The 23560-nt window shown below is 71.7% G+C and carries 19 protein-coding genes and 3 pseudogenes; 14 read left to right on the forward strand and 8 right to left on the reverse strand.

Features of this window, described 5'->3' with window-relative positions; translation table 11 throughout:
* Positions 1-2 precede the first annotated feature (2 nt).
* From LCH29_RS11655 to LCH29_RS11710, 12 genes and pseudogenes are all read left to right on the forward strand, one after another.
* Positions 3-905, forward strand: coding sequence for a dihydrodipicolinate synthase family protein (locus tag LCH29_RS11655; RefSeq protein WP_446461614.1), 903 nt, complete (start codon positions 3-5; stop codon positions 903-905).
* Complete coding sequence (gene araD / locus LCH29_RS11660) at positions 902-2632, forward strand: L-arabinonate dehydratase (RefSeq protein WP_446461615.1); 1731 nt, start codon at positions 902-904, stop codon at positions 2630-2632. Before LCH29_RS11655 ends, araD begins: the two co-directional genes overlap by 4 nt.
* A gap of 91 nt (positions 2633-2723) precedes the next feature.
* Entirely contained in the window at positions 2724-3629 is a 906-nt protein-coding gene (locus LCH29_RS11665) for a carbohydrate ABC transporter permease (RefSeq protein ID WP_446461616.1), read from the forward strand.
* Positions 3626-4537 carry a carbohydrate ABC transporter permease gene (locus LCH29_RS11670; protein ID WP_446461617.1) on the forward strand — a complete coding sequence of 304 codons (912 nt, stop codon included), beginning with the start codon at positions 3626-3628 and terminating at the stop codon, positions 4535-4537. The genes LCH29_RS11665 and LCH29_RS11670 overlap by 4 nt, the downstream gene beginning before the upstream one ends.
* 43 nt (positions 4538-4580) lie before the next feature.
* Positions 4581-5789: a Gfo/Idh/MocA family protein gene (locus LCH29_RS11675; protein WP_446461618.1), complete on the forward strand. Its 1209-nt coding sequence runs from the start codon at positions 4581-4583 to the stop codon at positions 5787-5789.
* Entirely contained in the window at positions 5786-6610 is an 825-nt protein-coding gene (locus LCH29_RS11680) for a DUF6807 domain-containing protein (RefSeq protein ID WP_446461619.1), read from the forward strand. The genes LCH29_RS11675 and LCH29_RS11680 overlap by 4 nt, the downstream gene beginning before the upstream one ends.
* Positions 6607-8142 (forward strand): family 43 glycosylhydrolase, encoded by a 1536-nt coding sequence (locus tag LCH29_RS11685; protein ID WP_446461620.1) that lies wholly within the window; start codon positions 6607-6609, stop codon positions 8140-8142. The genes LCH29_RS11680 and LCH29_RS11685 overlap by 4 nt, the downstream gene beginning before the upstream one ends.
* Before the next feature lie 458 nt (positions 8143-8600).
* Positions 8601-9089: pseudogene (locus LCH29_RS11690) on the forward strand (pectinesterase family protein); the annotation flags it as partial.
* The gene (locus tag LCH29_RS11695; protein ID WP_446461621.1) at positions 9086-10417 is read left to right on the forward strand and encodes an ABC transporter substrate-binding protein; all 1332 of its coding nucleotides are present in this window, start codon (positions 9086-9088) and stop codon (positions 10415-10417) included. The pseudogene LCH29_RS11690 and the gene LCH29_RS11695, both read left to right, overlap by 4 nt.
* 82 nt (positions 10418-10499) lie before the next feature.
* A complete protein-coding gene (locus LCH29_RS11700; RefSeq protein ID WP_446461622.1) occupies positions 10500-11312 on the forward strand; it encodes a rhamnogalacturonan acetylesterase in 813 nt (270 codons plus the stop codon).
* Positions 11313-11354: 42 nt separating this feature from the next.
* Positions 11355-12656, forward strand: a complete 1302-nt coding sequence (locus LCH29_RS11705) for a pectate lyase family protein (RefSeq protein WP_446461623.1) — start codon at positions 11355-11357, stop codon at positions 12654-12656.
* Positions 12657-12938: 282 nt separating this feature from the next.
* Positions 12939-14159 carry a right-handed parallel beta-helix repeat-containing protein gene (locus tag LCH29_RS11710; RefSeq protein ID WP_446461624.1) on the forward strand — a complete coding sequence of 407 codons (1221 nt, stop codon included), beginning with the start codon at positions 12939-12941 and terminating at the stop codon, positions 14157-14159.
* Positions 14160-14478: 319 nt separating this feature from the next.
* Here LCH29_RS11710 and LCH29_RS11715 read toward each other — a convergent pair whose 3' ends face one another.
* From LCH29_RS11715 to LCH29_RS11730, 4 genes and pseudogenes are all read right to left on the reverse strand, one after another.
* A complete protein-coding gene (locus tag LCH29_RS11715) occupies positions 14479-15459 on the reverse strand; it encodes an aldo/keto reductase (protein ID WP_446461625.1) in 981 nt (326 codons plus the stop codon).
* Between the two features lie 81 nt (positions 15460-15540).
* Positions 15541-15741 (reverse strand): annotated as a pseudogene (locus LCH29_RS11720) (response regulator transcription factor); the annotation flags it as partial.
* Positions 15726-16265 (reverse strand): annotated as a pseudogene (locus LCH29_RS11725) (hypothetical protein); the annotation flags it as partial. The pseudogenes LCH29_RS11725 and LCH29_RS11720, both read right to left, overlap by 16 nt.
* 109 nt (positions 16266-16374) lie before the next feature.
* Positions 16375-17145: an IclR family transcriptional regulator gene (locus LCH29_RS11730; RefSeq protein WP_063731971.1), complete on the reverse strand. Its 771-nt coding sequence runs from the start codon at positions 17143-17145 to the stop codon at positions 16375-16377.
* A gap of 86 nt (positions 17146-17231) precedes the next feature.
* Between LCH29_RS11730 and LCH29_RS11735 the strand changes: the two genes are divergently transcribed.
* The gene (locus tag LCH29_RS11735; protein ID WP_446461714.1) at positions 17232-18812 is read left to right on the forward strand and encodes an aldehyde dehydrogenase (NADP(+)); all 1581 of its coding nucleotides are present in this window, start codon (positions 17232-17234) and stop codon (positions 18810-18812) included.
* 194 nt (positions 18813-19006) lie between these two features.
* Positions 19007-20050 carry an aminotransferase class V-fold PLP-dependent enzyme gene (locus LCH29_RS11740; protein WP_446461626.1) on the forward strand — a complete coding sequence of 348 codons (1044 nt, stop codon included), beginning with the start codon at positions 19007-19009 and terminating at the stop codon, positions 20048-20050.
* Between the two features lie 90 nt (positions 20051-20140).
* On the opposite strand, the gene thpD is transcribed toward LCH29_RS11740, so the two are convergent.
* From thpD to ectA, 4 genes are all read right to left on the reverse strand, one after another.
* Complete coding sequence (gene thpD, locus LCH29_RS11745; RefSeq protein WP_446461627.1) at positions 20141-21028, reverse strand: ectoine hydroxylase; 888 nt, start codon at positions 21026-21028, stop codon at positions 20141-20143.
* 4 nt (positions 21029-21032) lie between these two features.
* Complete coding sequence (locus tag LCH29_RS11750) at positions 21033-21437, reverse strand: ectoine synthase (RefSeq protein WP_446461628.1); 405 nt, start codon at positions 21435-21437, stop codon at positions 21033-21035.
* 41 nt (positions 21438-21478) lie between these two features.
* A complete protein-coding gene (ectB, locus tag LCH29_RS11755) occupies positions 21479-22741 on the reverse strand; it encodes a diaminobutyrate--2-oxoglutarate transaminase (RefSeq protein ID WP_446461629.1) in 1263 nt (420 codons plus the stop codon).
* Between the two features lie 132 nt (positions 22742-22873).
* Positions 22874-23422, reverse strand: coding sequence for a diaminobutyrate acetyltransferase (ectA, locus tag LCH29_RS11760; RefSeq protein ID WP_179933575.1), 549 nt, complete (start codon positions 23420-23422; stop codon positions 22874-22876).
* Positions 23423-23560: the final 138 nt, after the last annotated feature.

Here is a 23560-nt window from a genome sequence, read left to right on the forward strand (position 1 = left end):
GTATGGACTTCACACCGCTGAGAACCGCGCTCGCGGACGTCGTGGCGATCCCGGTGACCCCGTACGACGCCACGGGCGCCGTCGACCGGACCACCTACCGCGCCCTGCTGCGCCGGCTTCTCGACGGCGGCGTACGGGCCGTCACCCCCAACGGCAACACGGGGGAGTTCTACGCCCTCACCCTCGAGGAGCGCCGGCTGTGCACCGAGCTGAGCGTCGAGGAGGCGGGCGGCCGGGCCGCCGTGCTGGTGGGCGTCGGGCAGGACGTGGCGACCGCGGTGGACGCCGCGCGGCACGCCCGGGAGGCCGGGGCGCAGATGGTGATGGTGCACCAGCCGGTGCACCCGTACGTGTCGCAGGACGGCTGGGTCGACTACCACCGCGAGATCGCGGAGGCGGTTCCGGAGCTGGGCGTGGTGCCGTATCTGCGCAACCCGTTGATCGAGGGCGCGGCGCTCGCGGGCCTCGGCGAGGCGTGCCCGAACGTGATCGGCGTGAAGTACGCGGTCCCCGACGCGGCCCGCTTCGCGGCCTTCGCGCGGGACGCGGGCCTCGACCGGTTCGTCTGGGTGGCCGGGCTCGCCGAGCTGTACGCGCCCTCGTACTGGGCCGTCGGCGCCACCGGCTTCACCTCCGGACTGGTGAACGTCGCCCCGAAGGTCTCGCTCGACATGCTGGGCGCGCTGCGCGCCGGGGACTACGCGGCCGCGATGAAGGTGTGGGAGCAGATCCGGCCGTTCGAGGATCTGCGGGCCGCCCGGCAGTCGGCCAACAACGTGACCGTGGTGAAGGAGGCACTCGCCGCGCTCGACCTGTGCCGCCGCGACGTCCGCCCGCCCAGCCGACTGCTGCCGGAGCCGCAGCGCGCGGAGGTCGCGGCCCTCATACAGGGGTGGGCGCTATGAGCCGCCCGCGCAGAAGACCGGAGGAGCTGCGCAGCCACCAGTGGTACGGCACCGAGGGGTTACGCACCTTCAGCCACCGGGCCCGCACCCGCCAGCTCGGCTATCTGCCCGAGGAACACCTCGGCAAGCCCGTCATCGCGATCCTCAACACCTGGAGCGACATCAACCCCTGCCACGTCCACCTGCGCGACCGCGCCCAGGCGGTCAAGCGCGGGGTCTGGCAGGCGGGCGGCTTCCCCCTCGAATTCCCGGTCTCCACCCTCTCCGAGACCTTCCAGAAGCCGACGCCGATGCTGTACCGGAATCTGCTGTCCATGGAGGCCGAGGAACTGCTCCGCTCGTACCCGGTGGACGGCGCCGTGCTGCTGGGCGGCTGCGACAAGTCCACCCCGGCGCTGCTCATGGGCGCCGCCACCGCCGATCTGCCGACCGTCTTCGTGCCCGCGGGGCCGATGCTGCCGGGGCACTGGCGCAACGAGGTGCTGGGCTCGGGCACCGACATGTGGAAGTACTGGGACGACAAGCGGGCCGGGCTCATCGGCGACTGCGAGATCGCCGAACTGGAGCGCGGCATCGCCCGCTCGCCCGGCCACTGCATGACCATGGGCACCGCCTCCACGCTGACGGCCGCCGCCGAGGCGCTGGGCGTGACCCTGCCGGGCGCCTCGTCCATCCCGGCCGTCGACTCCGGGCACGAGCGGATGGCCGCGGCCTCCGGGATGCGCATCGTCGAGCTGGTGTGGCAGGACCTGCGGCTCTCGGAGATCCTCACCCGGGACGCGTACGAGGACGCCGTCACCACCGTGCTCGCGCTCGGCGGCTCCACCAACGCCGTCATCCACCTGATCGCCATGGCCGGGCGCTCGGGGGTGCGGCTCACCCTGGACGACTTCGACCGGACCGCCCGTACGGTGCCCGTCCTCGCCAACCTGCGGCCCGGCGGCCGGTACCTGATGGAGGACTTCCACTTCGCCGGGGGACTGCCGGGCTTTCTCTCCCGGCTGACGGACACGCTGCACCTGGACCGCCCCACCGCCGCCCACGCCACCCTGCGCGAACAGCTCGACGGCGCCCTCGTGCACAACCCGGACGTCATCCGGCCGCGCGACAACCCCCTCGCCGGGGAGGGCGGGGTGGCGGTACTGCGCGGCAACCTGTGCCCGGACGGCGCGGTCATCAAGCACATCGCCGCCGATCAGCACCTGCTGAAGCACACCGGGCCCGCCGTCGTCTTCGACGACTACAAGACGATGCAGGCCACCATCGACGACCCCGGCCTCGGCATCACCGAGGACACCGTGCTGGTGCTGCGCAACGCCGGTCCGCTCGGCGGGCCCGGCATGCCCGAGTACGGGATGCTGCCCATCCCCGACCACCTGCTGAAGAAGGGGGTTCGGGACATGGTGCGGATCTCCGACGCCCGGATGAGCGGCACCAGTTACGGCGCCTGCGCGCTGCACATCGCGCCCGAGTCGTACGTCGGCGGACCGCTCGCCCTCGTCCGCGACGGCGACCTGATCACGCTCGACGTGGCGGCGCGGGTGCTGCGGCTGGAGGTGGACGACGCCGAGCTGGAGCGGCGCCGGGCCGACTGGACGGCCCCGCCGCCCCGCTACGAGCGCGGCTACGGGGCGCTCTACCAGGAGCAGATGACCCAGGCCGACACCGGCTGCGACTTCCGCTTCCTGGCCCGGGAGGGCGCGGTGCCGGAACCGTACGCGGGCTGAGCGAAAAATTTTTTGACCGGTATCCCGAACGACGTACGGAAAGCGCTTCCTCCTTCGAGTAAGCGCTTACCGTGAGAACGGAGAAGCAGTCATGGCCAACGCCGTGGCGAAACGTACGGGAGCGGCACCACGCCGCCTCCCGTACCTGCTGATCGCCCCCGCCGGGCTGCTGATGCTGGGCTTCATCGCCTATCCGATGCTCAGCGTCCTCTACTACAGCCTTCAGAACTACAACGTCACCAAGCCCTGGCGGAACGGCTACGCGGGCTTCGAGAACTTCACCCGCATCTTCACCGACGACCCGCAGTTCTGGGACGCGCTGACCTTCAGCGGCAAGTGGGTCGTCACCGAGGTGCTGCTCCAGCTCGTGCTCGGCGTCGCGCTCGCCCTGCTGGTCAACCAGACCTTCATCGGACGCGGCATCGCCCGCGCCCTGGTCTTCTCGCCCTGGGCCGTCTCCGGGGTGCTGACCACCACCATCTGGATGCTGCTCTACAACCCGTCGACCGGCATCAGCCGCTATCTCGCGGACGCCGGGATCGGCACGTACGGCACCTCCGTGCTCTCCGACACCGGCACGGTCTTCTGGGCCGCCGTCCTCGCCGAACTCTGGCGCGGCGTCCCCTTCTTCGCCATCCTCATCCTCGCCGACCTCCAGTCCATCCCCAAGGACCTGTACGAGGCGGCCTCGGTCGACGGCGCCGGGCGGGCCCGGCAGTTCTTCCACATCACGCTGCCGCACCTGAAGGACGCCATCGTGCTGTCGACGCTGCTGCGCGGGGTGTGGGAGTTCAACAACGTCGACCTGCTCTACACCCTCACCGGCGGCGGTCCGGCCGGGCAGACCACCACGCTGCCGCTGTACGTCGCCAACACCGGGATCAACGGCCACGACTTCGGCTACGCCTCCGCGCTGACCACCGTCGCCTTCGTGATCCTCCTCTTCTGCTCGATCCTCTATCTGCGCCTGAGCAAGTTCGGAGGCGACACCAAGTGAGAGCCGCACTCGCGGAGCAGGACCGCGGCCCGGCCCTGTCCGCCCCCGCAGCCCCCGTCCCGCCCGCCGCCCCCGGCAAGCGGCGCGGACGCTCGGTCGACGACGGCGTACCGCGCTGGCAGATCTACGCGCCGCTGGGCCTGTACCTGCTGTTCACCCTCGTCCCCTTCTACTGGATGCTGCTCTTCGCGCTCCGCCCCGCGGGTTCCACCTCGCTGGTGCCGTGGCCGGTCACCGGGGAGCACTTCGCGAAGGTCTGGAACGAGCGCGCCTTCGGGACCTTCTTCCAGAACAGCATGATCGTCGGCGTCGCGTCGCTGCTGATGACGACCGTGGTCGCGCTCGCGGGCGGCTACGCGCTCGCCCGCTTCGACTTCCGCGTCAAGAAGGGCTTCATGCTGGCCCTGCTCGCCTCGCAGTTCATCCCGGGCGCGCTGATGCTCGTACCGCTCTTCGAGATCTTCAAGAACCTCCAGATGATCAACTCGCTGGGGAGCGTGATCATCGCGGAGACCGTCTTCCAACTGCCCCTGTCCATCATCCTCATCAGCGGCTTCATCAAGAACGTGCCGGTCTCCCTGGAGGAACAGGCCTGGGTCGACGGCTGCGGGCGGCTGCGGGCCTTCGGCGCGGTGGTGCTGCCGCTGCTGCGTCCGGGGCTGATCGCGGTCGGCTCCTTCGCCTTCGTGCACAGCTGGAACCACTTCCTGTTCGCGCTGATGTTCCTCAGCTCGCAGGACATGCAGACCATCCCGGTCGGCCTCAACACCCTCATCGGCGCCGACAGCGTCGACCTGGGGGCGCTGGCGGCGGGCGGGGTGATCGCGGCGGTGCCGGTCGTCATCGTCTTCGCCTTCATCCAGAAGTGGCTGATCACCGGCTTCAGCGCCGGCGCCGTCAAGGGCTGACCGACCGACCCGGCCACTGTTTCGCGGACAAGGAGGTCCGACCATGCGCACGACGCAGGGATACACGCCCCTGCCCGTCGTCCTCGCGGGCGCGCGGGGACACGGCCGCTGGCACCTGGAGAACATCCGGCGGCTGGTGGGGAAGGGGCTGGTGCGGCTCGCCGGGGTGTGCGAACTCCGGCCGCTCGACGCCGGAGAGCTGGGCGGCGGATTCGGCGAGCCCGGGTCCGGGTCCGAGCCCGAGCAGTCCGGCGACCTCGGCGACCTGGTGGCCCGTACCGGCGCTCGGATCGCCGTCATCTGCACCCCGATCCACACCCATGCCGACCTCGCCCTCACCGCCGCCGCGCAGGGTGCGCACCTGCTGCTGGAGAAGCCGCCCACGCCCTCGTACGCCGAGTTCACCCGGCTCAGGGACGGGCTCGCGGACCACGAGGCCGCCTGCCAGATCGGCTTCCAGTCCCTCGGCTCCCACGCCCTGCCCGCCATCCGGAAGCTCATCGCCGACGGCGCCATCGGGTCCGTACGGGGCATAGGCGCCGCCGGGGCGTGGTCGCGCGACGAGGCGTACTACACCCGCGCCCCCTGGGCCGGGCACCGCACCCTGGGCGGCCGCGACGTCATCGACGGCGTCCTCACCAACCCCCTCGCCCACGCCGTGGCCACCGCCCTGCGCATCGACGGCGCCGACCGCGCCGAGGACGTCACCGCCCTGGAACTGGAGCTGTACCGGGCCAACGACATCGAGGCCGACGACACCTCCTGCGTGCGCATCCGGACCTGCTGGGGCACCACGATCACCGCCGCCGTCACCCTGTGCGCGGAGGAGCCCGGCGAGCCGTACGTCGTCGTCCACGGCGACCGGGGCCGCATCACCTTCTGGTACAAGCAGGACCGGGTCCGGGTCGAGCGCGCGGGAGCGCCCCCCGAGACCACCCACTACGCGCGCACCGACCTGCTGGAGGACCTGGCCGCCCACGTGCGCGACGGCACCGAACTGCTCGTCCCACCGGACCGCACCGGCGCGTTCATGCGCGTCATCGAGGCGGTCCGCACCGCCCCCGCACCGGTCCCGCTGCCCCCCGACGCCTGGCGCACCGAACCCGGTGCGGCGGGCGCGTCGGCGGGCGCGAAGCGGCGCGTCGTCACCGGCATCGACCAGCTGGTCACCGCCGGGGCCGAGCGCCTCGCTCTGTACTCCGAACTGCGCGCCCCCTGGGCCGCACCCCCCGCGGAGGTCCCGCACCCATGAACCCCACCTTCACCAACCGTCCCCCCTGCACCGTGCTGCGCCACGAGAACCGGCCCGTCGGTACGTACGTCCACCGGCCGCAGCTCGCCGGGACGCTCGCCCCCCGCCCGTATCTGCACCCGGTACGGACCCTCGGCGGCATCACCGTCACCGACCTGCGGACCGGGGGCCAGCCCGCCGCCCAGCTGGGCGTGTCCATGGCCGTACCGGACGTCTCGGGGCGGAACTTCGGGGGCGGTCCGAGCCCCGTCACCACCTACGGCAGCCAGCGCCACCTGGGCTGGCTGCTGCGCGACCCGGACGGATTCGTGGAGGAGCTGTCCTGGACCGCGGGCGGACGGCAACTGCTGCTGGAACGGCGCACGGTCGCCGTGCGGCCGCTGTCGGCGGGGTGCTGGGCGCTGGACTTCACCACGGCCCTCACCAATGTCACCGGGCAGGACGTTTCGGCGTCCGGCGGCGGCTTCTTCTGGAGCGCGCCGCGCCGTCCGCAGCCGCCGCGGGTCTTCAGCGCGGGCGGCGACGAGGGTGAGGCCGCCGTGCACGGGCGGCCCGCGGACTGGGTGGCGCTGGCCGCCGAGGACTGGACGCTGGTCTTCGCCGGGGCCACCGGCGACACCCGGTCCGCCCCCTGGCACGTCCGCACCGGTGACCACCCCGGCGTCGGCTCGGCCCTCGCCACCCGCGAACAGCCGCTGACCATCGCCCCGGCCGACACCGTGACCCGGCGCATCGTCACCGCGGTCGCGGACGGCTGCCTGGAGCGGGACGAGGCGGCGCGGATCGCGGGGCAGCTGTCGGACAAGGGGGCCGCCGTATGAGCGGGCCGCTGTGGCGGGCTGACCTCGGCGACGGTACGTACCGCAATCCCATCCTCAACGCCGACTGGTCCGACCCCGACGTCGTCCGCGTCGGCGACGACTACTACCTCACCGCCTCCAGCTTCGGACGCGCCCCCGGACTGCCCATCCTGCACTCCCGGGACCTCGTCAACTGGCGCATCCTGGGCCATGCGGTGGCCCGGCTCGAACCCGCCGACGCCTTCGCCCTCCCGCGCCACGACTGCGGCGTCTGGGCGCCCAGCATCCGCCACCACGACGGCCGCTTCTGGATCTTCTGGGGCGACCCTGACACGGGTGTCCACCAGATCAACGCCCGCGATCCGCAGGGGCCGTGGAGCCCGCCGCACCTGATCAAGCCCGGCAAGGGCCTCATCGACCCCTGCCCGCTGTGGGACGAACACGGCAACGCCTACCTCGTCCACGCCTGGGCCAAGTCCCGCTCCGGCGTCAACAACCGGCTCACCGGCCACCGCATGAGCCCCGACGGGCGGGAACTCCTCGACGAGGGCCGCGTCATCGTGGACGGGGACGCCATCCCCGGGTGGTTCACCCTCGAAGGCCCCAAGCTCCACCGGCGCGACGGCTGGTTCTGGATCCTCGCCCCGGCCGGCGGCGTCGAAACCGGCTGGCAGGGCGCCTTCCGCTCGCGGGACTTCTTCGGCCCGTACGAGGAACGGACGATCCTCGCCCAGGGCCGCACCGACGTCAACGGCCCGCACCAGGGCGCCTGGGTCTCCACCCCGTCCGGTGAGGACTGGTTCCTGCACTTCCAGCAGCGGGGTGCATACGGGCGCGTGGTGCACCTCCAGCCGGTGGACTGGGACGACGCGGGCTGGCCGGTGGTCGGTGACGGCGGTGAGCCGGTGGCCTGGTACCGCAAGCCGAAGGGGCCCGCCGCCGAGCCGTGTGCCCCGGCCGTGGACGACACCTTCCCCGACGGCCGGTACGGCCCCCAGTGGTCCTGGACCGCCAACCCGGCGGCGGTTTGGACGACCGCCCACGACGGCCCCGGCCTCTGGCTCACCTGCCACCGCCATGACGCGGCGGACGACCTGCGGGGGTTGCCGAACGTCTTGGTGCAACGCCTCCCCGCCGAGTCCTTCACCGCGACCGTCGACCTGGCGCTGCACAGCGAGGCCGTGGGTGCCAAGGCGGGGCTGGCGGTGCTGGGCGACGCGTTCGGCTGGATCGGCCTGGAGCGGGCGGCGGACGGCGTCCGCCTGGTCCACCGCTTCGCCGGCGTCACCACCGAGCGCGAACGCGACGCGGAACACCCCCGCCCGGCCCCCGCCGCCCGGGCCCGCCTCCGCATCGAGGTCACCGCGGGGGCCCGCTGCCGCTTCTCCGCCGATACGGGCGACGGCTTCCGCCCCTCGGGCCCGGTCTTCGCCGCCACGCCGTGGCGCTGGGTGGGCGCCCTCCTGGCCGTATTCGCCACGGCCCCACCGGGCGGGGGCGCCGCGGGTCACGGCGACTTCCGAAACTTCCACGCGACGCCCGGCCAGGAGTGATGGAGATGTCCCCCACCCCGCCCCTCCCCGACCCCGGAAGCTCCGCCCCGGCCCCCGCCGGGGCTGCGCCCCTGGCCCCCGCCCGGGCCGCAGCATGTTGCCCGGGTTGTGGGCAGGCGTTCCTCCCCCAGCTACCGCTGGGAGGTGCCCCCTGGGCGGAACGGGTGGGCACAACCCGGCCCGCGATGGGCCACGCACCCCGGCCACGATGGCGCTTACCCCGGCGGCCACCGGCCCGCGGTTCGGGCGCGCCCGCTTCACCGGTTCGCACGAGCTCACCTCCGTTCCCCGCGGGGCCGCGCCCCTGGGGAACGGGCCCCCGGCGGCCACGCGGCACGGCCGCGACCGCGCTGGGGCCGGTGGGCGCCAGCCTGCTCGTGGTGCTCGGTGGCGCGCCCAGCGCAAGCGCAGCAGCAAGCGCAGCAGCAAGCGCAACAAGAACACTGCACGTCGCCGCCGACGGCACCGGCGACTTCCGTACCGTCCAGGCCGTCATCGAGCGCTCCACCATCACGGCACTCACCCGCGGCAGCGACACCAACAACGGCTACATCACCGCCGCGAGCACCTGGAAGGACAACCCCTACGGCTTCCTGATCACCCGCAGCCGCATCGTCAGCGACGCGCCCGATCAGACCTTCCACCTCGGGCGCCCGTGGCACCCCGGCGGGGAGCCGGACGCGGTCGCGCAGGTGCTCATCCGCGACACGTACCTCCCCGCCGCGGTCAAGTCCGCCCCCTGGACGGACATGAGCGGATTCCCGTGGCAGGAGGCCCGCTTCACCGAGTACCGCAACACCGGACCGGGCGCGGCGGGGCCGGAGGACCCCGCCGCGACGCGGCCGCAGATGAACGAGGCCGACGCCGCGGGCCACGAGGTCGCCGACTACCTCGCCGGGACGGACGGCTGGGCACCTCACCACCACACCAGGAGATGCGCTTCATGAGCAGAGCAAGAGCCACCCGCACCGCCGCGGCCGTCGCCGCCGTCCTGAGCCTCGCGTTCACCGCCACCGCCTGCGGCGACGACGGGTCGTCGACGGGGGAGGAGGGGTCGGGCAAGGGCACCATCACGTTCTGGGACAACAACGGCGGTCCCCGGACGAAGGTCTGGAAGAAGATCATCGCCAAGTTCGAGGCCAAGAACCCCGACATCAAGGTCACGTACGTTCCGATCCCGATCACGAACGTGCAGTCGAAGTACGACACCGCCATCCAGAGCGGCGGCGACAGCCTCCCCGACGTCGGCGGCGTCGGCACCGCGTACCTGGCGAACCTCGCCGCCCAGGGCGCCCTGGACCCGGTCACCGACCGGATCGAGGACAGCCCCCTCAAGGGCAAGCTGATCAAGAACATGGTGGACAGCGTCCGCGCGGCGGGCGGTGACGAGAAGGAGCTGTTCTCCGTCCCGACCTCGGCCAACCAGGGCACCCTCTGGTACCGCACCGACCTGTTCACGTCGGCGCAGCTGCCCGCCCCCACGACCTGGGACGCGTTCTACAAGGCCGCGGACGAGCTGACCGACAAGGGCAAGAACGCGTTCGGCTTCACCCTGCGCGGCGGCGCGGGCTCGATCGCCCAGGCGCTGGACATGATGTACGCCCAGTCGGGGATCTCCTCCTTCTGGGACGGCGACAAGACGACGCTCAACGACCCGAAGAACGTCGAGGCGCTGGAGAAGTACGTCGCCCTCTTCAAGAAGGTCACCCCCTCCGCCGACCTGAACAACGACTTCGCCAAGATGGTCGCCCAGTTCGACCAGGGCGACATCGGCATGCTCCAGCACAACCTCGGCAGTTACGTCGACCACGTGAAGCAGCTCGGCAAGGACAAGATCGCGGGCATACCGCTGCCGCCGTCCAAGAAGGGGGCGGCCCGCACGATCGTCTCCAACCCGGTCGACGGCCTCGGCCTCTTCAAGGCGAGCAAGAACAAGGCCGCCGCCTGGAAGTTCATGGAGTTCGCGGCCTCGCCGGAGATGAACAGCCTCTGGAACGAGGACGTCGGCGCGATCCCGGCCAACGTCGGCGCCGCCGACGACGCCTGGATAGCCAAGGCCCCGCCGACCAAGGCCGCGCTGGAGTCGCTGAACGACCCGCAGACGAAGGTCGTCCAGCTGCCGTACTACCTCCCGGACTGGAACAACATCAGCAAGGCCGAAAACGAGCCGAGCTTCCAGAAGGTGCTGCTCGGCCAGATGACCGCCAAGGCCTTCTGCGACAAGGTCGCGGACGAGCTGAACAAGGCCCAGGCCGAATGGAAGAAGAACCAGTAGGGCTCCCGATCCGGCGTACGGGGCGGCCGCACCGCACCGGTGGCCGCCCCGTACGCCCCTTACGGAAGGCTTTCGCTCCGCCATGTCCCTGACCCGAAGACACGCGGTCGCGTCCCTCGCCGCGCTGCCCCTCGCCCTCGCCGCCCCCGGCACGGCAACCGCCGCGACAGCCCGCCGCCGCACCACCGTCCACCTCGTGGGCGACTCCACCGCCGCGGCCAAGCAGCCCACCGCCGCGCCCGAGACCGGCTGGGGCATGGCCCTGCCGTTCTTCCTGGCCGACGACCGCTTCACGGTCGCCAACCACGCCGTCAACGGCCGCAGTTCCAAGAGCTTCTACGACGAGGGGCGGCTCGCCCCCATCCTGGCCGCCCTCCGCCCCGGCGACCTCCTCCTCGTCCAGTTCGGCCACAACGACGAGAAGATCGAGGACCCGGTGCGCGGCACCGATCCGGGGACCACGTATCCGCAGTATCTGCGGCTCTACCTCGACGGCGCGCGCGAGCGCGGCGCGCGCCCCGTGCTGCTGACCTCCGTGGAGCGCCGCACGTTCGACGCGGCGGGCACCGCCCGGCCCACGCACGGCGCGTACCCCGACGCCGTACGCCGCCTCGCCCGCGCCGAGCGGGTGCCGCTCCTGGACGTCCAGGCGTCCAGCATCGCGCTGTGGCAGCGCCTCGGGCCCGAGGCCACCCAGGGCTACTTCAACTGGCTGGAGCCGGGGGAGTCGCCCAACTACCCGGCCGGGCGCCGGGACAACACCCACTTCCAGCCGCACGGCGCGATCGAGGTGGCCCGGCTCGTCGCGCGCGAGCTGGCGGCCCGGCGGGTGCTGCGGCCGCGCGACCTGCGGCGGCTGAACGCCGCGATCCCGGACAGCTGGATCACCTGGTAGTCCCCGCTCACCGCCCCCCTTCTTCTGTTCTCAGGAGCCGTCATGTTCAGACGTCATGCCCGCGTGGCCGCCGTGCTCGGCTGCGCCGTACTCGCCCTCGGCGTGGCCCAGGGCCCGTCGGCCGCCGCCCAGGAGACCGGAGGCGCCCGGGGCGCCCTCCCGGCCGGTGACGGCTGGGCCGCCGCCGACGGCGGCACGACCGGCGGCGCCAAGGCCGACACGGCGCACACCTTCACGGTCACCAACCGGGCCGAGCTGGTGAAGGCCCTCGGCGACGGCGACGCGACCCCGAGGCTGATCCGCGTCAAGGGAACGATCGACGCCAACACCGACGACGCCGGAAAGCCGCTCTCCTGCGCCGACTACGCGACCGACGGCTACTCCCTGGACGCGTACCTGGCGGCGTACGACCCCGCCACCTGGGGCAAGGCCGCGCCGTCCGGCCCCCAGGAGGACGCCCGCGCCGCGTCCGCCGCCCGGCAGTACGAGCGCGTCGAACTGAAGGTGGGCTCCAACACCACCATCCTCGGCGTCGGCCGGAACGCCAGGCTGCTGGGGGCCGGCCTCCAGATCCGGGGCGTGGACAACGTCATCGTCCGCAACGTCACCTTCGAGGACGCCTTCGACTGCTTCCCCGCCTGGGACCCCACCGACGGCGACGACGGCAACTGGAACTCCGAGTACGACAACCTGGTGGTGTACGGCTCCACCCACGTCTGGGTCGACCACAACACGTTCACCGACGGCCGCCGCCCCGACAGCGCCCAGCCCAGCTATTTCGGCCGCCTCTACCAGCAGCACGACGGGGAACTGGACGTGGTGCGCGGCGCCGACCTCGTCACCGCCTCCTGGAACGTGTTCGCCGACCACGACAAGACGCTGATGATCGGCAACAGCGACAGCGCGGGCGCCACGGACCGCGGCAAGCTGCGCGTCACGCTCCATCACAACCTCTTCAAGAACATCGTGGAGCGCGCGCCGCGGGTGCGGTTCGGCAAGGTCGACGCGTACAACAACCACTTCGTGGCGCCCCGCAGCGGCTACGCGTACAGCTGGGGCGTCGGCGTCGAGTCCCAGCTCTACGCCGAAGCCAACGCCTTCACGGTGCCCGCATCCGTCGACCCCGCGACGATCATCAAGAAGTGGAAGGGCACGTCGCTGACCGCGAAGAACAACCACCTCGGTGGCAAGGCGGCCGACCTCCTCGCCCTCCACAACGCGGGCGTCCCCGACGAGCAGCTGGGCGGCGACGCGGGCTGGACCCCCAGCTTGCGCACGCGCGTCGACGCGCCGGGTGCGGTGCCGGGCGTCGTGGGCAAGGACGCGGGCGCGGGCCGCCTCTGACGTCCGGTCGGCCCCCTGAGCAGGGGAGGCCGGGCGTAACTGGCCCCGCCTGGCCTCCCCTTCGGCCATCCGACGCTATGGTCAACTCCAATTGGACTGCCGGGCAATGTCGGTCGCAGAATGATCAAGAGTCGCCATGCTCTATCGCTGGACGATCGCGATTCCGTAATCTGAGAATCCTCGATACGGCGGCAACCTAGTCTGGATCGGCGGCAACTACGCCATGGAGCGGGTCGTCCAGGATCCCACGGCCCGCTCTCTCGACGCAGAACAGGAGTTGCCATGAGAGTGAGGCGAAGCCGCGGCCGGCACCGCCGTCGCAAGGACCGCACGCTGCCGCTCGGCAGCGCGGTGATCGTGGCATCGGCCGTGGCCGGGGTGTACCTGACCGCCTCCCCCGACGGCGCGAGCGCCGTCCCCACCACCGTCTACGTGGCGCCCGGCGGCAGCGACAGCCAGACGGGCACGCTCGCCTCTCCGTACCGCACGCTGGAGAGGGCCTTCGCCGCGGCGAAGCCCGGCACCACCATCGAGGTGCGCGGCGGTACGTACTACCCGACCCGGACCCTGCGCAGCTCCGTCAGCGGCACCGCCGGGGAACGCGTCCATCTGCGGCCGTACCACGGCGAGAAGGTCAGGATCGACGGCTCCCGGCTCCGCGACGGCGCCTCCCTGCTCTCCCTCAGCGCCGACTACTGGACCGTCTCCGGCCTCGAACTGCGCAACGCCCCCGGCGGCGGCCTCGTCTGCACCTCCTGCTCGCGCGGCGTCTTCAACAACCTCACCACGCACGGCAACGGCGACACCGGGTTCACCCTCCGCGGCGACAACACCGACGGCAACCTCATCCGGAACCTGGACTCCTACGGCAACCACGACGACGCCACCGGCGGCAAGAGAGCCGACGGCATCGCGATCACCCATGGCTCCGGCTCCGGCAACGTGATCAGCGGTTCCCGCCTCTTCGACAACAGCGACGACGGCCTCGACCTGTGGATGTGGGCGAGCCCCGTCTCCATCGACCACTCCTGGGCCTGGGGCAACGGCATCAACCGCTGGGACATCCCCGACTTCGAGGGCGACGGCAGCGGATTCCAGCTCGGCGCCGACACCGACTCCGCCCCCGCCCCCGCCCATGTCGTCCGGGCGTCCGCCGCCTGGAAGAACTCCAAGAACGGCTTCGCCGCGGGCGGCAACACCGGCGCCCTCCGGCTGCTGCGCACCACCGCCTACGCCAACGAGGGCCAGGGCTACGCCTTCCCCGACTCCCGCGTCCTGCTCCAGCAGAACCTCGCCGTCGCCAACGGCCGCGGCCAGGCCGACATCGGCGACCTGGCGGTCTCCCGCGGCAACAACTGGAAGCCGGACGCCTCGATCACCCCGCCCTTCGTGACCACCGACCCGGGCACGGCGTACGCGTCCCGACGCCAGGACGGCTCGCTCCCCGTGACCAGCTTCCTCGTCGTCGCAGGCGCGACGGAGGTCGGCTCGACCATGAACTGACCCCCTGCCGCCGGGTTTTTCCCCACCCCGCCCCTTCCCGAACCAGGGGCTCCGCCCCCGGGCCCCGCCGGGCCTGCGGCCCACCCCGGGCGGCGGGGGCAGGCCGATCCGGCAGGCGCCGGGGTCAGCAGACCGCCGTGGCCGACCAGCTGAGCCGGTCCGGTGGGTGCCCCGCCGGGCCTGCGGCCCGCCCCCGGGCGGCGGGGGCAGGCCGATCCGGCAGGCGCGCGGGGGCGTGGGGCCAGCAGACCGCCACCGCCGACCGGTTGGGCCGGTCCCGCCGGGCGCGTGCCGGTCCGGCGGGCGCGCTGGTCGGGGGTTACTGGTGGCCCTGGATGGCGCGGGGGCGGTAGGGGGACTCCAGGCGGGCCGTCTCGTCCTCCGTGAGGGTCAGGTCCACCGCCGCCACCGCGTCCTCCAGGTGGGACAGCTTCGTGGCGCCGACGATCGGCGCGGTCACGGCGGGGCGGCTCAGCAGCCAGGCCAGGGCTACCTGGGCGGGGGAGACGCCGCGCTCACCGGCGACCCCGCGCACCGCGTCGACGATGTCGAAGTCGGCGTCCGCGTACCACCGCTCGACCAGGGGGTCGTTGGCGGCGCGGGTGGTGGGGCCGGTGCGGTCGCGGTCGCGGGTACCGGCCAGCAGGCCCCGGGCGAGGGGGCTCCACGGGATGACGCCGACGCCCTGGTCGAGGCAGAGCGGGTTCATCTCCCGCTCCTCCTCCCGGTACAGCAGGTTGTAGTGGTTCTGCATGGAGACGAACCGCGTCCAGCCGTGGGCGTCGGCCGTGTGCTGGGCCTTCGCGAACTGCCAGGCGTACATCGAGGACGCGCCGATGTAGCGGGCCTTCCCGGCGCGCACCACGTCGTGCAGCGCCTCCATCGTCTCCTCGATGGGCGTCTCGTGGTCGTAGCGGTGGATCTGGTACAGGTCCACGTGGTCGGTGCCCAGCCGCCGCAGCGAGGCGTCGATCCCGGCCAGGATGTGCTTGCGGGACAGGCCACGGTCGTTGGGGCCCGGACCCATCGGGTTGTAGACCTTGGTGGCCAGCACATAGTCGTCGCGGTGCGGGAAGCACTCGGCCAGCAGCTCGCCGGTGATCTCCTCGCTGCGGCCGACCGCGTACATGTCGGCGGTGTCGAAGAACGTCACCCCGCTCTCCACCGCCCGCCGCACGATCGGCCGGGACGCGTCGATGTCCAGCTGCCACGCCCGGTACGCGGGGTCGCCGTAGCTCATCATGCCCAGGCAGATCCGCGACACCTTGATCCCCGAGGTGCCCAGTCGTGCGTACTCCATGGCGGTCTCCTCTCATGGCATTTGGCCATGGCTTTGGCCGGTCACAGGAGACCACCCCGGGAGGCGGATGTCAGCCCTGATTCAGCCCGGAGTGACGAAACCGCACTCGTACGCCGCGATCACCGCCTGGGTGCGGTCCCGGACGCCGGGCTTGCCGAGGACCGCGGCGACATGCGTCTTGACGGTCGCCGGTCCGACCGTGAGCCGGGCGGCGATCTCGGCGTTCGACAGCCCGGCGGCCATCAGCCGCAGCACGTCGGCCTCCCGGTCGGAGAGGCGGTCGGCAGATCGGCGATCCGGCCGTGCCACAGATGGCCCCAGCGGTCACGGGCGTACAGCACGAAGAGGGCGCCGAGGGTGAGGCCCTGGACGATGAACCCGCCGTAGACGAGGCCGAAGACCCAGTCGGCGAGGAACCGGCTGTCGTCGGCGGCCGTGCCCGCCCCGGTGCCGTGGCCGAGCGCGGTGACGATCAGCTGGGCCGGGAAGCCGGTCATGATCGGCGCCAGCAGCCCGCAGGCGCACCACACGGGCAGCGCCGGCAGCCAGGCCGGGACCCGCCTGCCCCGGGGGCGGGTGAGGAGGAGGGCGAGGACGACGACGGCGGCGTCCATGAGGACGGAGAGCCCGTTGAAGGCGAGCATGACGGGACGTTCCGCGGGGTCGCGCAGATCGCTGCCCTCGGGGATCCCGACGTGACCCCCCTCGATCCAGGCGACCTTGAGGGCGATGGAGCGGAGGCAGGCGAGGATGGCGACGGCGCGCAGCGCCCGGCGGGGAGCGGTGGTGGCGTGGGGCTGTGTCATGTACACCAGCCTTGCGGAGCGTCCGGCTCCCGTACCTCGCCCTGTCCGACGATCCGCCTCCGCCGTGCGGCGGAGGCCGCCGTCCTCCCCGCGACCCGCGGTCTTCGGATCAGAGGCGGCGGGTGGCGAGCGTGAGGCGGTCGCGGGCGTCGAACAGCGCGTCCTTGATCATCTGCTCATGGGCCCCGGTCAGCCGGGCCACCGGCACCGAGCAGCTGATGGCGTCCCGCGACGGGGTGCGGTAGGGGATGGCGATGCCGAAGCAGCGCAGCCCCAGGGTGTTCTCCTCGCGGTCCACCGCGTACCCCTGCTCGCGGATGAGGCGCAGCTCCTCGATCAGCTTCTCGCGGTCGGTGATCGTGTGCTCGGTGAGCGGGCTCAGCGTCTCCGGCAGCAGCTTGCGCACCTGCTCGTCGGTGTACGTGGCCAGCAGCGCCTTGCCCAGCGAGGTGGAGTGGGCCGGGAGGCGGCGGCCGACGCGGGTGAAGGGGCGCAGATAGTGCTGCGACTGGCGGGTGGCGAGGTAGACCACGTTGGTGCCGTCGAGCCGGGCGAGGTGGATGGTCTCGGTGGTGTCGTCCGAGAGCCGGTCCAGGGTGGGCCGGGCCGCGGCCACGACCTCGTCGCCGTCGATGTAGGACGTGCCGACGAGCAGCGCCCGCACTCCGATGCCGTACCGGGTGCCGGTCGCGTCCGTCTCCACCCAGCCCAGCTCGACCAGGGTGCGCAGCAGCATGTATAGGCTCGACTTGGGGTAGCCCACGGCCTCCTGCACGGAGGCCAGGCTGTGCATCCCGGGCCGGCCGGCGAAGAACTCCAGCAGTTCGACCGTGCGGACCGCCGACTTGACCTGGGCCCCGCCCGTCTCGGCAGCTGTCATCGCCTTGACCCCTCTGTTCGACCAGCCATAGAGTCCCGATGGAATTCATCAACCGGGACAGCGTTCAGCATATCGAACACCCGTCGATGTGCGAGACGCAAGCAGCGGTAACACAGCAGGAGGAATCCGCGGTGTCAGCACCAGTGTGGAGCGTCGACCCCCGAACCGGGAAGCAGCGCGAGCAGGTAGCGGTCGAAGCCACGGCGGAGGAGGTCGACAAGGTCGTGCGGGCGGCCGACGCCGCACGCGGCGCCCTGGCCGACCGTACGGTGCGCGCCGCCTTCCTGCGCACCGCCGCCGATCTGCTCGACGAGGCCCGTGACACGCTGGTCGAGGCCGCCGACGCCGAGACCGCGCTCGGCCCGGCCCGGCTCACCGGCGAGCTGGCCCGTACCAGCTACCAGCTCCGCTCGTTCGCGACGATCGTGGACGAGGGCGCCTTCCTCGACGTCCACGTCGACCACGCCGACGCCGCCCAGACCCCGCCGTGGCCCGATCTGCGCCGCTACAAGCTGCCGCTCGGCGTCGTCGCCGTCTACGCCGCCAGCAACTTCCCGCTGGCCTTCTCCGTGCCCGGCGGCGACACCGCCAGCGCCCTCGCCGCGGGCTGCCCGGTCGTCGTCAAGGCCCACCCCGACCACCCCGCGACCTCCGAGGTGGCCGCCTCCGCGCTGCGCCGGGCCGCCGAGCAGGTCGGGCTGCCCGCCGACGTGATCTCCGTGGTGCACGGCTTCGACGCGGGCCTCGAACTCATCAAGCACCCGCTGGTCGCCGCCGCGGGCTTCACCGGCTCGATCCGCGGCGGCCGCGCCCTGTACGACGCCGCGGCTGCCCGGCCGGTGCCGATCCCCTTCCACGGCGAACTGGGCAGCCTCAATCCGGTCGTGGTCACCGAGGCCGCCGCCGCCGAGCGCGGCGAGCAGATCGGCTCCGGGCTCAGCGGCTCGATGACGCTGGGTGTGGGCCAGTTCTGCACCAAGCCCGGCTTCGTGCTGGCGCCCGCGGGCGCGGCCGGGGACGCGCTGGTCAAGTCGCTCACCGAGGCCGTCAGCAACACCGACGCCGGGGTGCTGCTCGACCACCGCATGCGGGACAACTTCGTGGCCGGGGTCAAGGAGCGCGCCGAGCTGGCGGACGTCGAGGCCCCGGTGACCCCCGGTTCCGGCGGCGAGCACAGCGTCAGCCCCGGCTTCCTCACCGTCCCGGCCCGGCGCCTCGCCGAGGAGGGGCCGCACGATGTGCTGCTGGAGGAGTGCTTCGGCCCGGTGACCGTCGTCGCCCGGTACGAGAACGACGCCGAGATCTCCGCCGTCCTCGGCCGCCTCCAGGGCAACCTGACCGCCACCGTCCAGATCTCCGCCGCCGAGGCCGAGGGCACCGAGGGCCGGGCCGGGGAGCTGATCGCCGAGCTGACCCCGCTCGCGGGCCGGGTCCTGGTCAACGGCTGGCCGACCGGCGTCGCCGTCGCCCCCGCGCAGCACCACGGCGGCCCGTACCCGGCGACCACCTCCACCTCCACCTCGGTCGGCGGCACCGCCATCGAGCGCTGGCTGCGGCCGGTCAGCTACCAGGACACCCCGCCCGCGCTGCTCCCGCCGGAGCTGCGCGACGACAACCCGCTCGGGCTGCCCCGCCGGGTGAACGGCATCCGGGAACAGCAGGGCTGACCTCCGGTGACGGCACGGCCGTCGGGCGCGCGGACCTGACCCGCCCGCCCGGCGGCCGTCTCGCGTTCCGGGCGTTCAGGGTTCCGGTAGCGGTCATCGACGCAGGTCGGAGGGGATACGTAAGCATCCGTGGCGGGAACGCTACAGAGATGTGCGATGGACGCCGGGGCGGGCCCGGCCCATAGTGGTTGGACATGGAGAGCCTGGCGGGCGCCGAGTTCGCGCCACAGACGACGTATCTCACCACCGCCTCCAGCGGTCTGATCCCCGCACGCTCCGTCGCCGCCATGAAGGCGGCCCTCGACGACGCGGCCGCCGGGGGCCGCTCCACCGATGTGGCCTTCGAGGCGGTCGAGGAGACCCGCGCCGCCTACGCCCGGCTGGTCGGCGTACCGGTGCGGCGGGTCGCGACGGGCGGCTCGGTCGTCGTGTACGCCGGACTGATCGCCACCTCGCTGCCGTCCGGCGCCGAAGTCCTCACCGCCGAGGGCGACTTCAGCTCCCTGGTCAACCCGTTCGCCGTACGCCGTGACCTCAAGCTGCGCACCGCACCGCTGGGGGAGCTGGCGGAGGCGGTACGTCCGGAAACCGCGCTGATCGCGGTCAGCGCCGTCCAGTCGGCGGACGGACGGATCGCCGACCTCGACGCGATCCGGGACGCCGCCCGGGCGCACGGGGCGCGCACCCTGATCGACTTCAGCCAGGCCGTCGGCTGGCTGCCGGTGAGCGCCGGGGCCGCCGACTTCACCGTGGCCGTCGGCTACAAATGGCTGCTGTCCCCGCACGGCACCGCCTTCCTCACCGTGCCCGAGGACCTGGGCGGCCTCACTCCGGTCTTCGCGGGCTGGGTGGCGGGGGAGAATCCGTGGGACAGCTGCTACGGGCCGGTGGCCGAGCTGGCCCGTTCGGCCCGGCGCTACGACGAGAGCCCGGCCCTGCTCCCGTACGCCGCGGCCCGGCACTCGCTCGCCCTGCTCCACGAGGTGGGCACCGAGGCCGTACGCGCCCACGACCGCGCGCTCGCCGACCGCTTCCGCGCCGGGATCACCGGCCTGGGGCACTCCTGCGTGCCCGCCCCGGGCTCGGCGATCGTCTCCGTACCGGGGCTCGGTGAGGCGGCGCCCCGGCTGGCCAAGGCCGGTGTGCACGTCTCGGCGCGGGCCGGGAACCTGCGCGCCGCCTTCCACCTGTACAACACCCCCGCCGACGTGGACCGCCTGCTGGAGGCCCTCGCGTAGCGGGCCCTTCCAGCGGACAAACGCGGATGGCCAGGGGGAGGGCGTGTGCCGCCCTCCCCCTGGCCATCCACGGTCAAGAGGACCGGTGGTTCACCGCACCGGGGTGAAGTCCCGCGCCCCGATGAACTCCGGACGCCGCACCGGCGCCGCGAACGGCTCCACCGCCGTGTTCTCCACGCTGTTGAACACGATGAAGACGTTGCTGCGCGAGTAGGGCGTGATGTTGTCGCCCGAGCCGTGCATGCAGTTGCAGTCGAACCAGGTCGCCGAACCCGCCTTGCCGGTGAACAGCTTGATGCCGTGCTTGTCGGCGAAGCCGCTCAGCGCCTCGTCGGACGGCGTGCCCGCGTCCTGCATCTGCAGGGACTTCTTGTAGTTGTCCTTCGGCGTCTCGCCCGCGCAGCCGAGGAACGTACGGTGCGACCCCGGCATGATCATGAGGCCGCCGTTGGTGTCGTAGTTCTCGGTGAGCGCGATCGAAACCGACACGGTCCGCATGTTCGGCAGCCCGTCCTCGGCGTGCCAGGTCTCGAAGTCCGAGTGCCAGTAGAAGCCCGAGGCCCCGAAACCCGGCTTGACGTTGATCCGGCTCTGGTGGACGTAGACGTCCGAGCCGAGGATCTGCCGTGCGCGACCCACCACACGCGGGTCGCGCACCAGGTTGGCGAAGACCTCGCTGATCTTGTGCACCTCGAACACCGACCGTACGTCCTGCGACTTCGGCTCGATGATCGAGCGCTCGTCGGCGCGCACGTCCGGGTCGACGATCAGCCGGTCCAGCTCGGCGCGGTAGACCGCGACCTCGTCCGGAGTGATGAGCTGATCGATCGCCAGAAAGCCATCACGATCGAAATCGCTCAGCTCGGACGGCTGCATCGGACCCTCGGCCCCCGGCTCGGACCATACGACGGGGTCCACGCGGGGCGTGGCCACCTCGATGGGGCCGCGGGTCGGGTACAGGTCAGTGACCGTGGTCATCAGATCAGGCCTCCTCGTCCTCGGTGATCAGCGGGTATACCCCGTTCTCATCATGGTCCTCCCGTCCGGTGATCGGGGGGTTGAAGACACAAACGCAACGGAAGTCCTTTTTGATGCGCATGGTGTGCTTCTCGTGGCCGTCCAGCAGATACATCGTGCCGGGCGTGATGATGTGCTTCTCACCGTTCTCGTCGTTGGTGAGCTCGGCTTCGCCCTCGACGCAGAGGACCGCCTCGATGTGGTTGGCGTACCACATGGACGTCTCGGTGCCCGCGTAGAGCGTGGTCTCGTGGAGCGAGAAGCCGACCTTCTCCCGCGCGAGCACGATGCGCTTGCTCTCCCAGGTACCCGATTTGGCCTTTACATGCCTCTCGGTGCCCTCGATGTCCTTGAAGGAACGGACGATCACGGTGAGTCGCTGCCTTTCTGCAGTTGCGTTACTGAGGGTGTTCAGGCGGTTTCGCGGACCGCGCGGGCGAGGATCCGCAGACCCTCGTCCAGCTCGTCGGGCGTCATCGTCAGCGCCGGCAGCAGCTTGACGACCTCGCTCTCCGGGCCGGAGGTCTCGACCAGCAGGCCGAGCTCGAAGGCGCGCTTGCAGACGGCCGAGGCGCGCGGCTTGTCCTCGAACTCCATGCCCCAGACCAGGCCGCGGCCGCGGTAGGAGATGCCGGAGCCCTCCTCGCAGATGGCGCGGAGCCCCTGCTCGACCTGCTCGCCGCGGGCCAGGGTCTGCTTCTCCATCTGGCCGTCGGCCCAGTAGGTGTCCAGGGTCGCGGCGGCGGTCACGAACGCGGGGTTGTTGCCACGGAACGTGCCGTTGTGCTCACCAGGCTCCCAGACGTCCAGCTCCGGCTTGAAGAGGGTGAGCGCCAGCGGCAGGCCGTAACCGCTGATCGACTTGGAGACCGTGACGATGTCCGGGGTGATGCCCGCCTCCTCGAAGGAGAAGAAGGCACCGGTGCGGCCGCAGCCCATCTGGATGTCGTCGACGATCAGCAGCATGTCCTGGCGTTCGCACAGGTCGGCCAGGGCGCGCAGCCACTCGGCGCGCGCGACGTTGATGCCGCCCTCGCCCTGCACGGTCTCGACGATCACGGCGGCGGGCTTGTTGAGGCCGGAGCCCTGGTCCTCGAGCAGCCGCTCGAACCACAGGAAGTCCTCGACCGTGCCGTCGAAGTAGTTGTCGAACGGCATCGGGGTGCCGTGCACCAGCGGGATACCGGCGCCGGCTCGCTTGAACGCGTTGCCGGTGACGGCGAGCGAGCCCAGCGACATGCCGTGGAAGGCGTTGGTGAACGAGACGATCGCCTCGCGGCCCTTGACCTTACGGGCGAGCTTCAGCGCGGCCTCGACCGCGTTGGTGCCCGTCGGGCCCGGGAACATGACCTTGTACGGCAGGTCACGCGGGCGCAGGATGTTGTTCTGGAACGACTCCAGGAACGCGCGCTTGGCCGTGGTGGACATGTCGAGACCGTGCGTGACGCCGTCACGCTCGATGTAGTCGATCAGCGCCCGTTTCAGGACCGGGTTGTTGTGGCCGTAGTTGAGTGACCCGGCTCCGGCGAAGAAGTCGAGGTAGGTGTGGCCGTCCTCGTCGTACATGTGGCTGCCCTGCGCGCGGTCGAAGACGGCGGGCCAACCGCGGCAGTAGCTGCGCACCTCCGACTCCAGGGCCTCGAAGACGCTCAGGGCGGGCGGGGTGATGGTCACAGCATTCTCCTGGGAGATGAGTGCGAGGGGTGAGGGGGGTGAGGGCGTGCGCCCTCGGGGTGTTCAGGGGGTCGCTGTACGGGGGATCGGGGGCAGAAATCGGGGATGACCTCGGGTGCCGTTGCCCCGGGCTCAGCCGCGGTCCGCGAGCGGGCCGATGCGGTAGAGCACCTCGGGCTCGTGCCCTCCGTCCGGGAACAGGCCGCCGTCGAAGAGCACCTCGTGCTCGACGGGCGCGCCGTGCCGCTCGGCGAAGGACGTGAACAGCCGGTTCGACGCGGTGTTGTCCGGGGTGATCGTGGTCTCGATGCCCCGGATACCCGTCGCGGCGACGCGCGCCGTCAGCCCGTCCAGCAGGGTGGCGGCCAGTCCGCGACCGCGCCACGCCTGGTCGACGGCGACCTGCCAGACCACCAGGGTCTCGGGCCGGTCGGGGCGGATGTAGCCGGTGATGAAGCCGACCGGTCCGCCCTCGGCGTCGCGCGCCACCACGGAGGTGGCGGCGAAGTCGCGGCACCACAACAGGTAGCTGTAGGAGGAGTTGAGGTCCAGAGTCTTGGAGTCGCGGGCGATTCGCCAGATCGCGGCTCCGTCCTCGACGCGTGGTGTGTCGAGGGTCAGCCCCTCTGGCAAATCAAATTCGCTACGGGCGCCTACTCGGTCTGCTTGTGCGGCGGTCATGCAAATTCAATTTACCCAGCAGGATCTAAAAATGCATCGAGGAGAGGGGTTACGTAGACGGGGGTCGATGTGGTAACACGCGAGTGCGCGCGCACGCGCGGCAGATCGTTGAAAAGCGCTATTTTGTGGGGGAGTTAG

It is taken from the genome of Streptomyces sp. BRA346 (genome assembly GCF_052851135.1).

Bases quoted from the DNA above. Each gene is read 5' to 3' on its own strand.
- LCH29_RS11695 (WP_446461621.1), top strand. From the start codon at position 9,086: ATGAGCAGAGCAAGAGCCACCCGCACCGCCGCGGCCGTCGCCGCCGTC.
- LCH29_RS11705 (WP_446461623.1), top strand. From the start codon at position 11,355: ATGTTCAGACGTCATGCCCGCGTGGCCGCCGTGCTCGGCTGCGCCGTA.
- LCH29_RS11715 (WP_446461625.1), bottom strand. From the start codon at position 15,459: ATGGAGTACGCACGACTGGGCACCTCGGGGATCAAGGTGTCGCGGATC.
- LCH29_RS11740 (WP_446461626.1), top strand. From the start codon at position 19,007: ATGGAGAGCCTGGCGGGCGCCGAGTTCGCGCCACAGACGACGTATCTC.
- LCH29_RS11655 (WP_446461614.1), top strand. From the start codon at position 3: ATGGACTTCACACCGCTGAGAACCGCGCTCGCGGACGTCGTGGCGATC.
- LCH29_RS11675 (WP_446461618.1), top strand. From the start codon at position 4,581: ATGCGCACGACGCAGGGATACACGCCCCTGCCCGTCGTCCTCGCGGGC.
- LCH29_RS11700 (WP_446461622.1), top strand. From the start codon at position 10,500: ATGTCCCTGACCCGAAGACACGCGGTCGCGTCCCTCGCCGCGCTGCCC.
- ectA (WP_179933575.1), bottom strand. From the start codon at position 23,422: ATGACCGCCGCACAAGCAGACCGAGTAGGCGCCCGTAGCGAATTTGAT.
- LCH29_RS11730 (WP_063731971.1), bottom strand. From the start codon at position 17,145: ATGACAGCTGCCGAGACGGGCGGGGCCCAGGTCAAGTCGGCGGTCCGC.
- LCH29_RS11685 (WP_446461620.1), top strand. From the start codon at position 6,607: ATGAGCGGGCCGCTGTGGCGGGCTGACCTCGGCGACGGTACGTACCGC.
- LCH29_RS11710 (WP_446461624.1), top strand. From the start codon at position 12,939: ATGAGAGTGAGGCGAAGCCGCGGCCGGCACCGCCGTCGCAAGGACCGC.
- araD (WP_446461615.1), top strand. From the start codon at position 902: ATGAGCCGCCCGCGCAGAAGACCGGAGGAGCTGCGCAGCCACCAGTGG.
- LCH29_RS11680 (WP_446461619.1), top strand. From the start codon at position 5,786: ATGAACCCCACCTTCACCAACCGTCCCCCCTGCACCGTGCTGCGCCAC.
- thpD (WP_446461627.1), bottom strand. From the start codon at position 21,028: ATGACCACGGTCACTGACCTGTACCCGACCCGCGGCCCCATCGAGGTG.
- LCH29_RS11735 (WP_446461714.1), top strand. From the start codon at position 17,232: ATGTGCGAGACGCAAGCAGCGGTAACACAGCAGGAGGAATCCGCGGTG.
- LCH29_RS11665 (WP_446461616.1), top strand. From the start codon at position 2,724: ATGGCCAACGCCGTGGCGAAACGTACGGGAGCGGCACCACGCCGCCTC.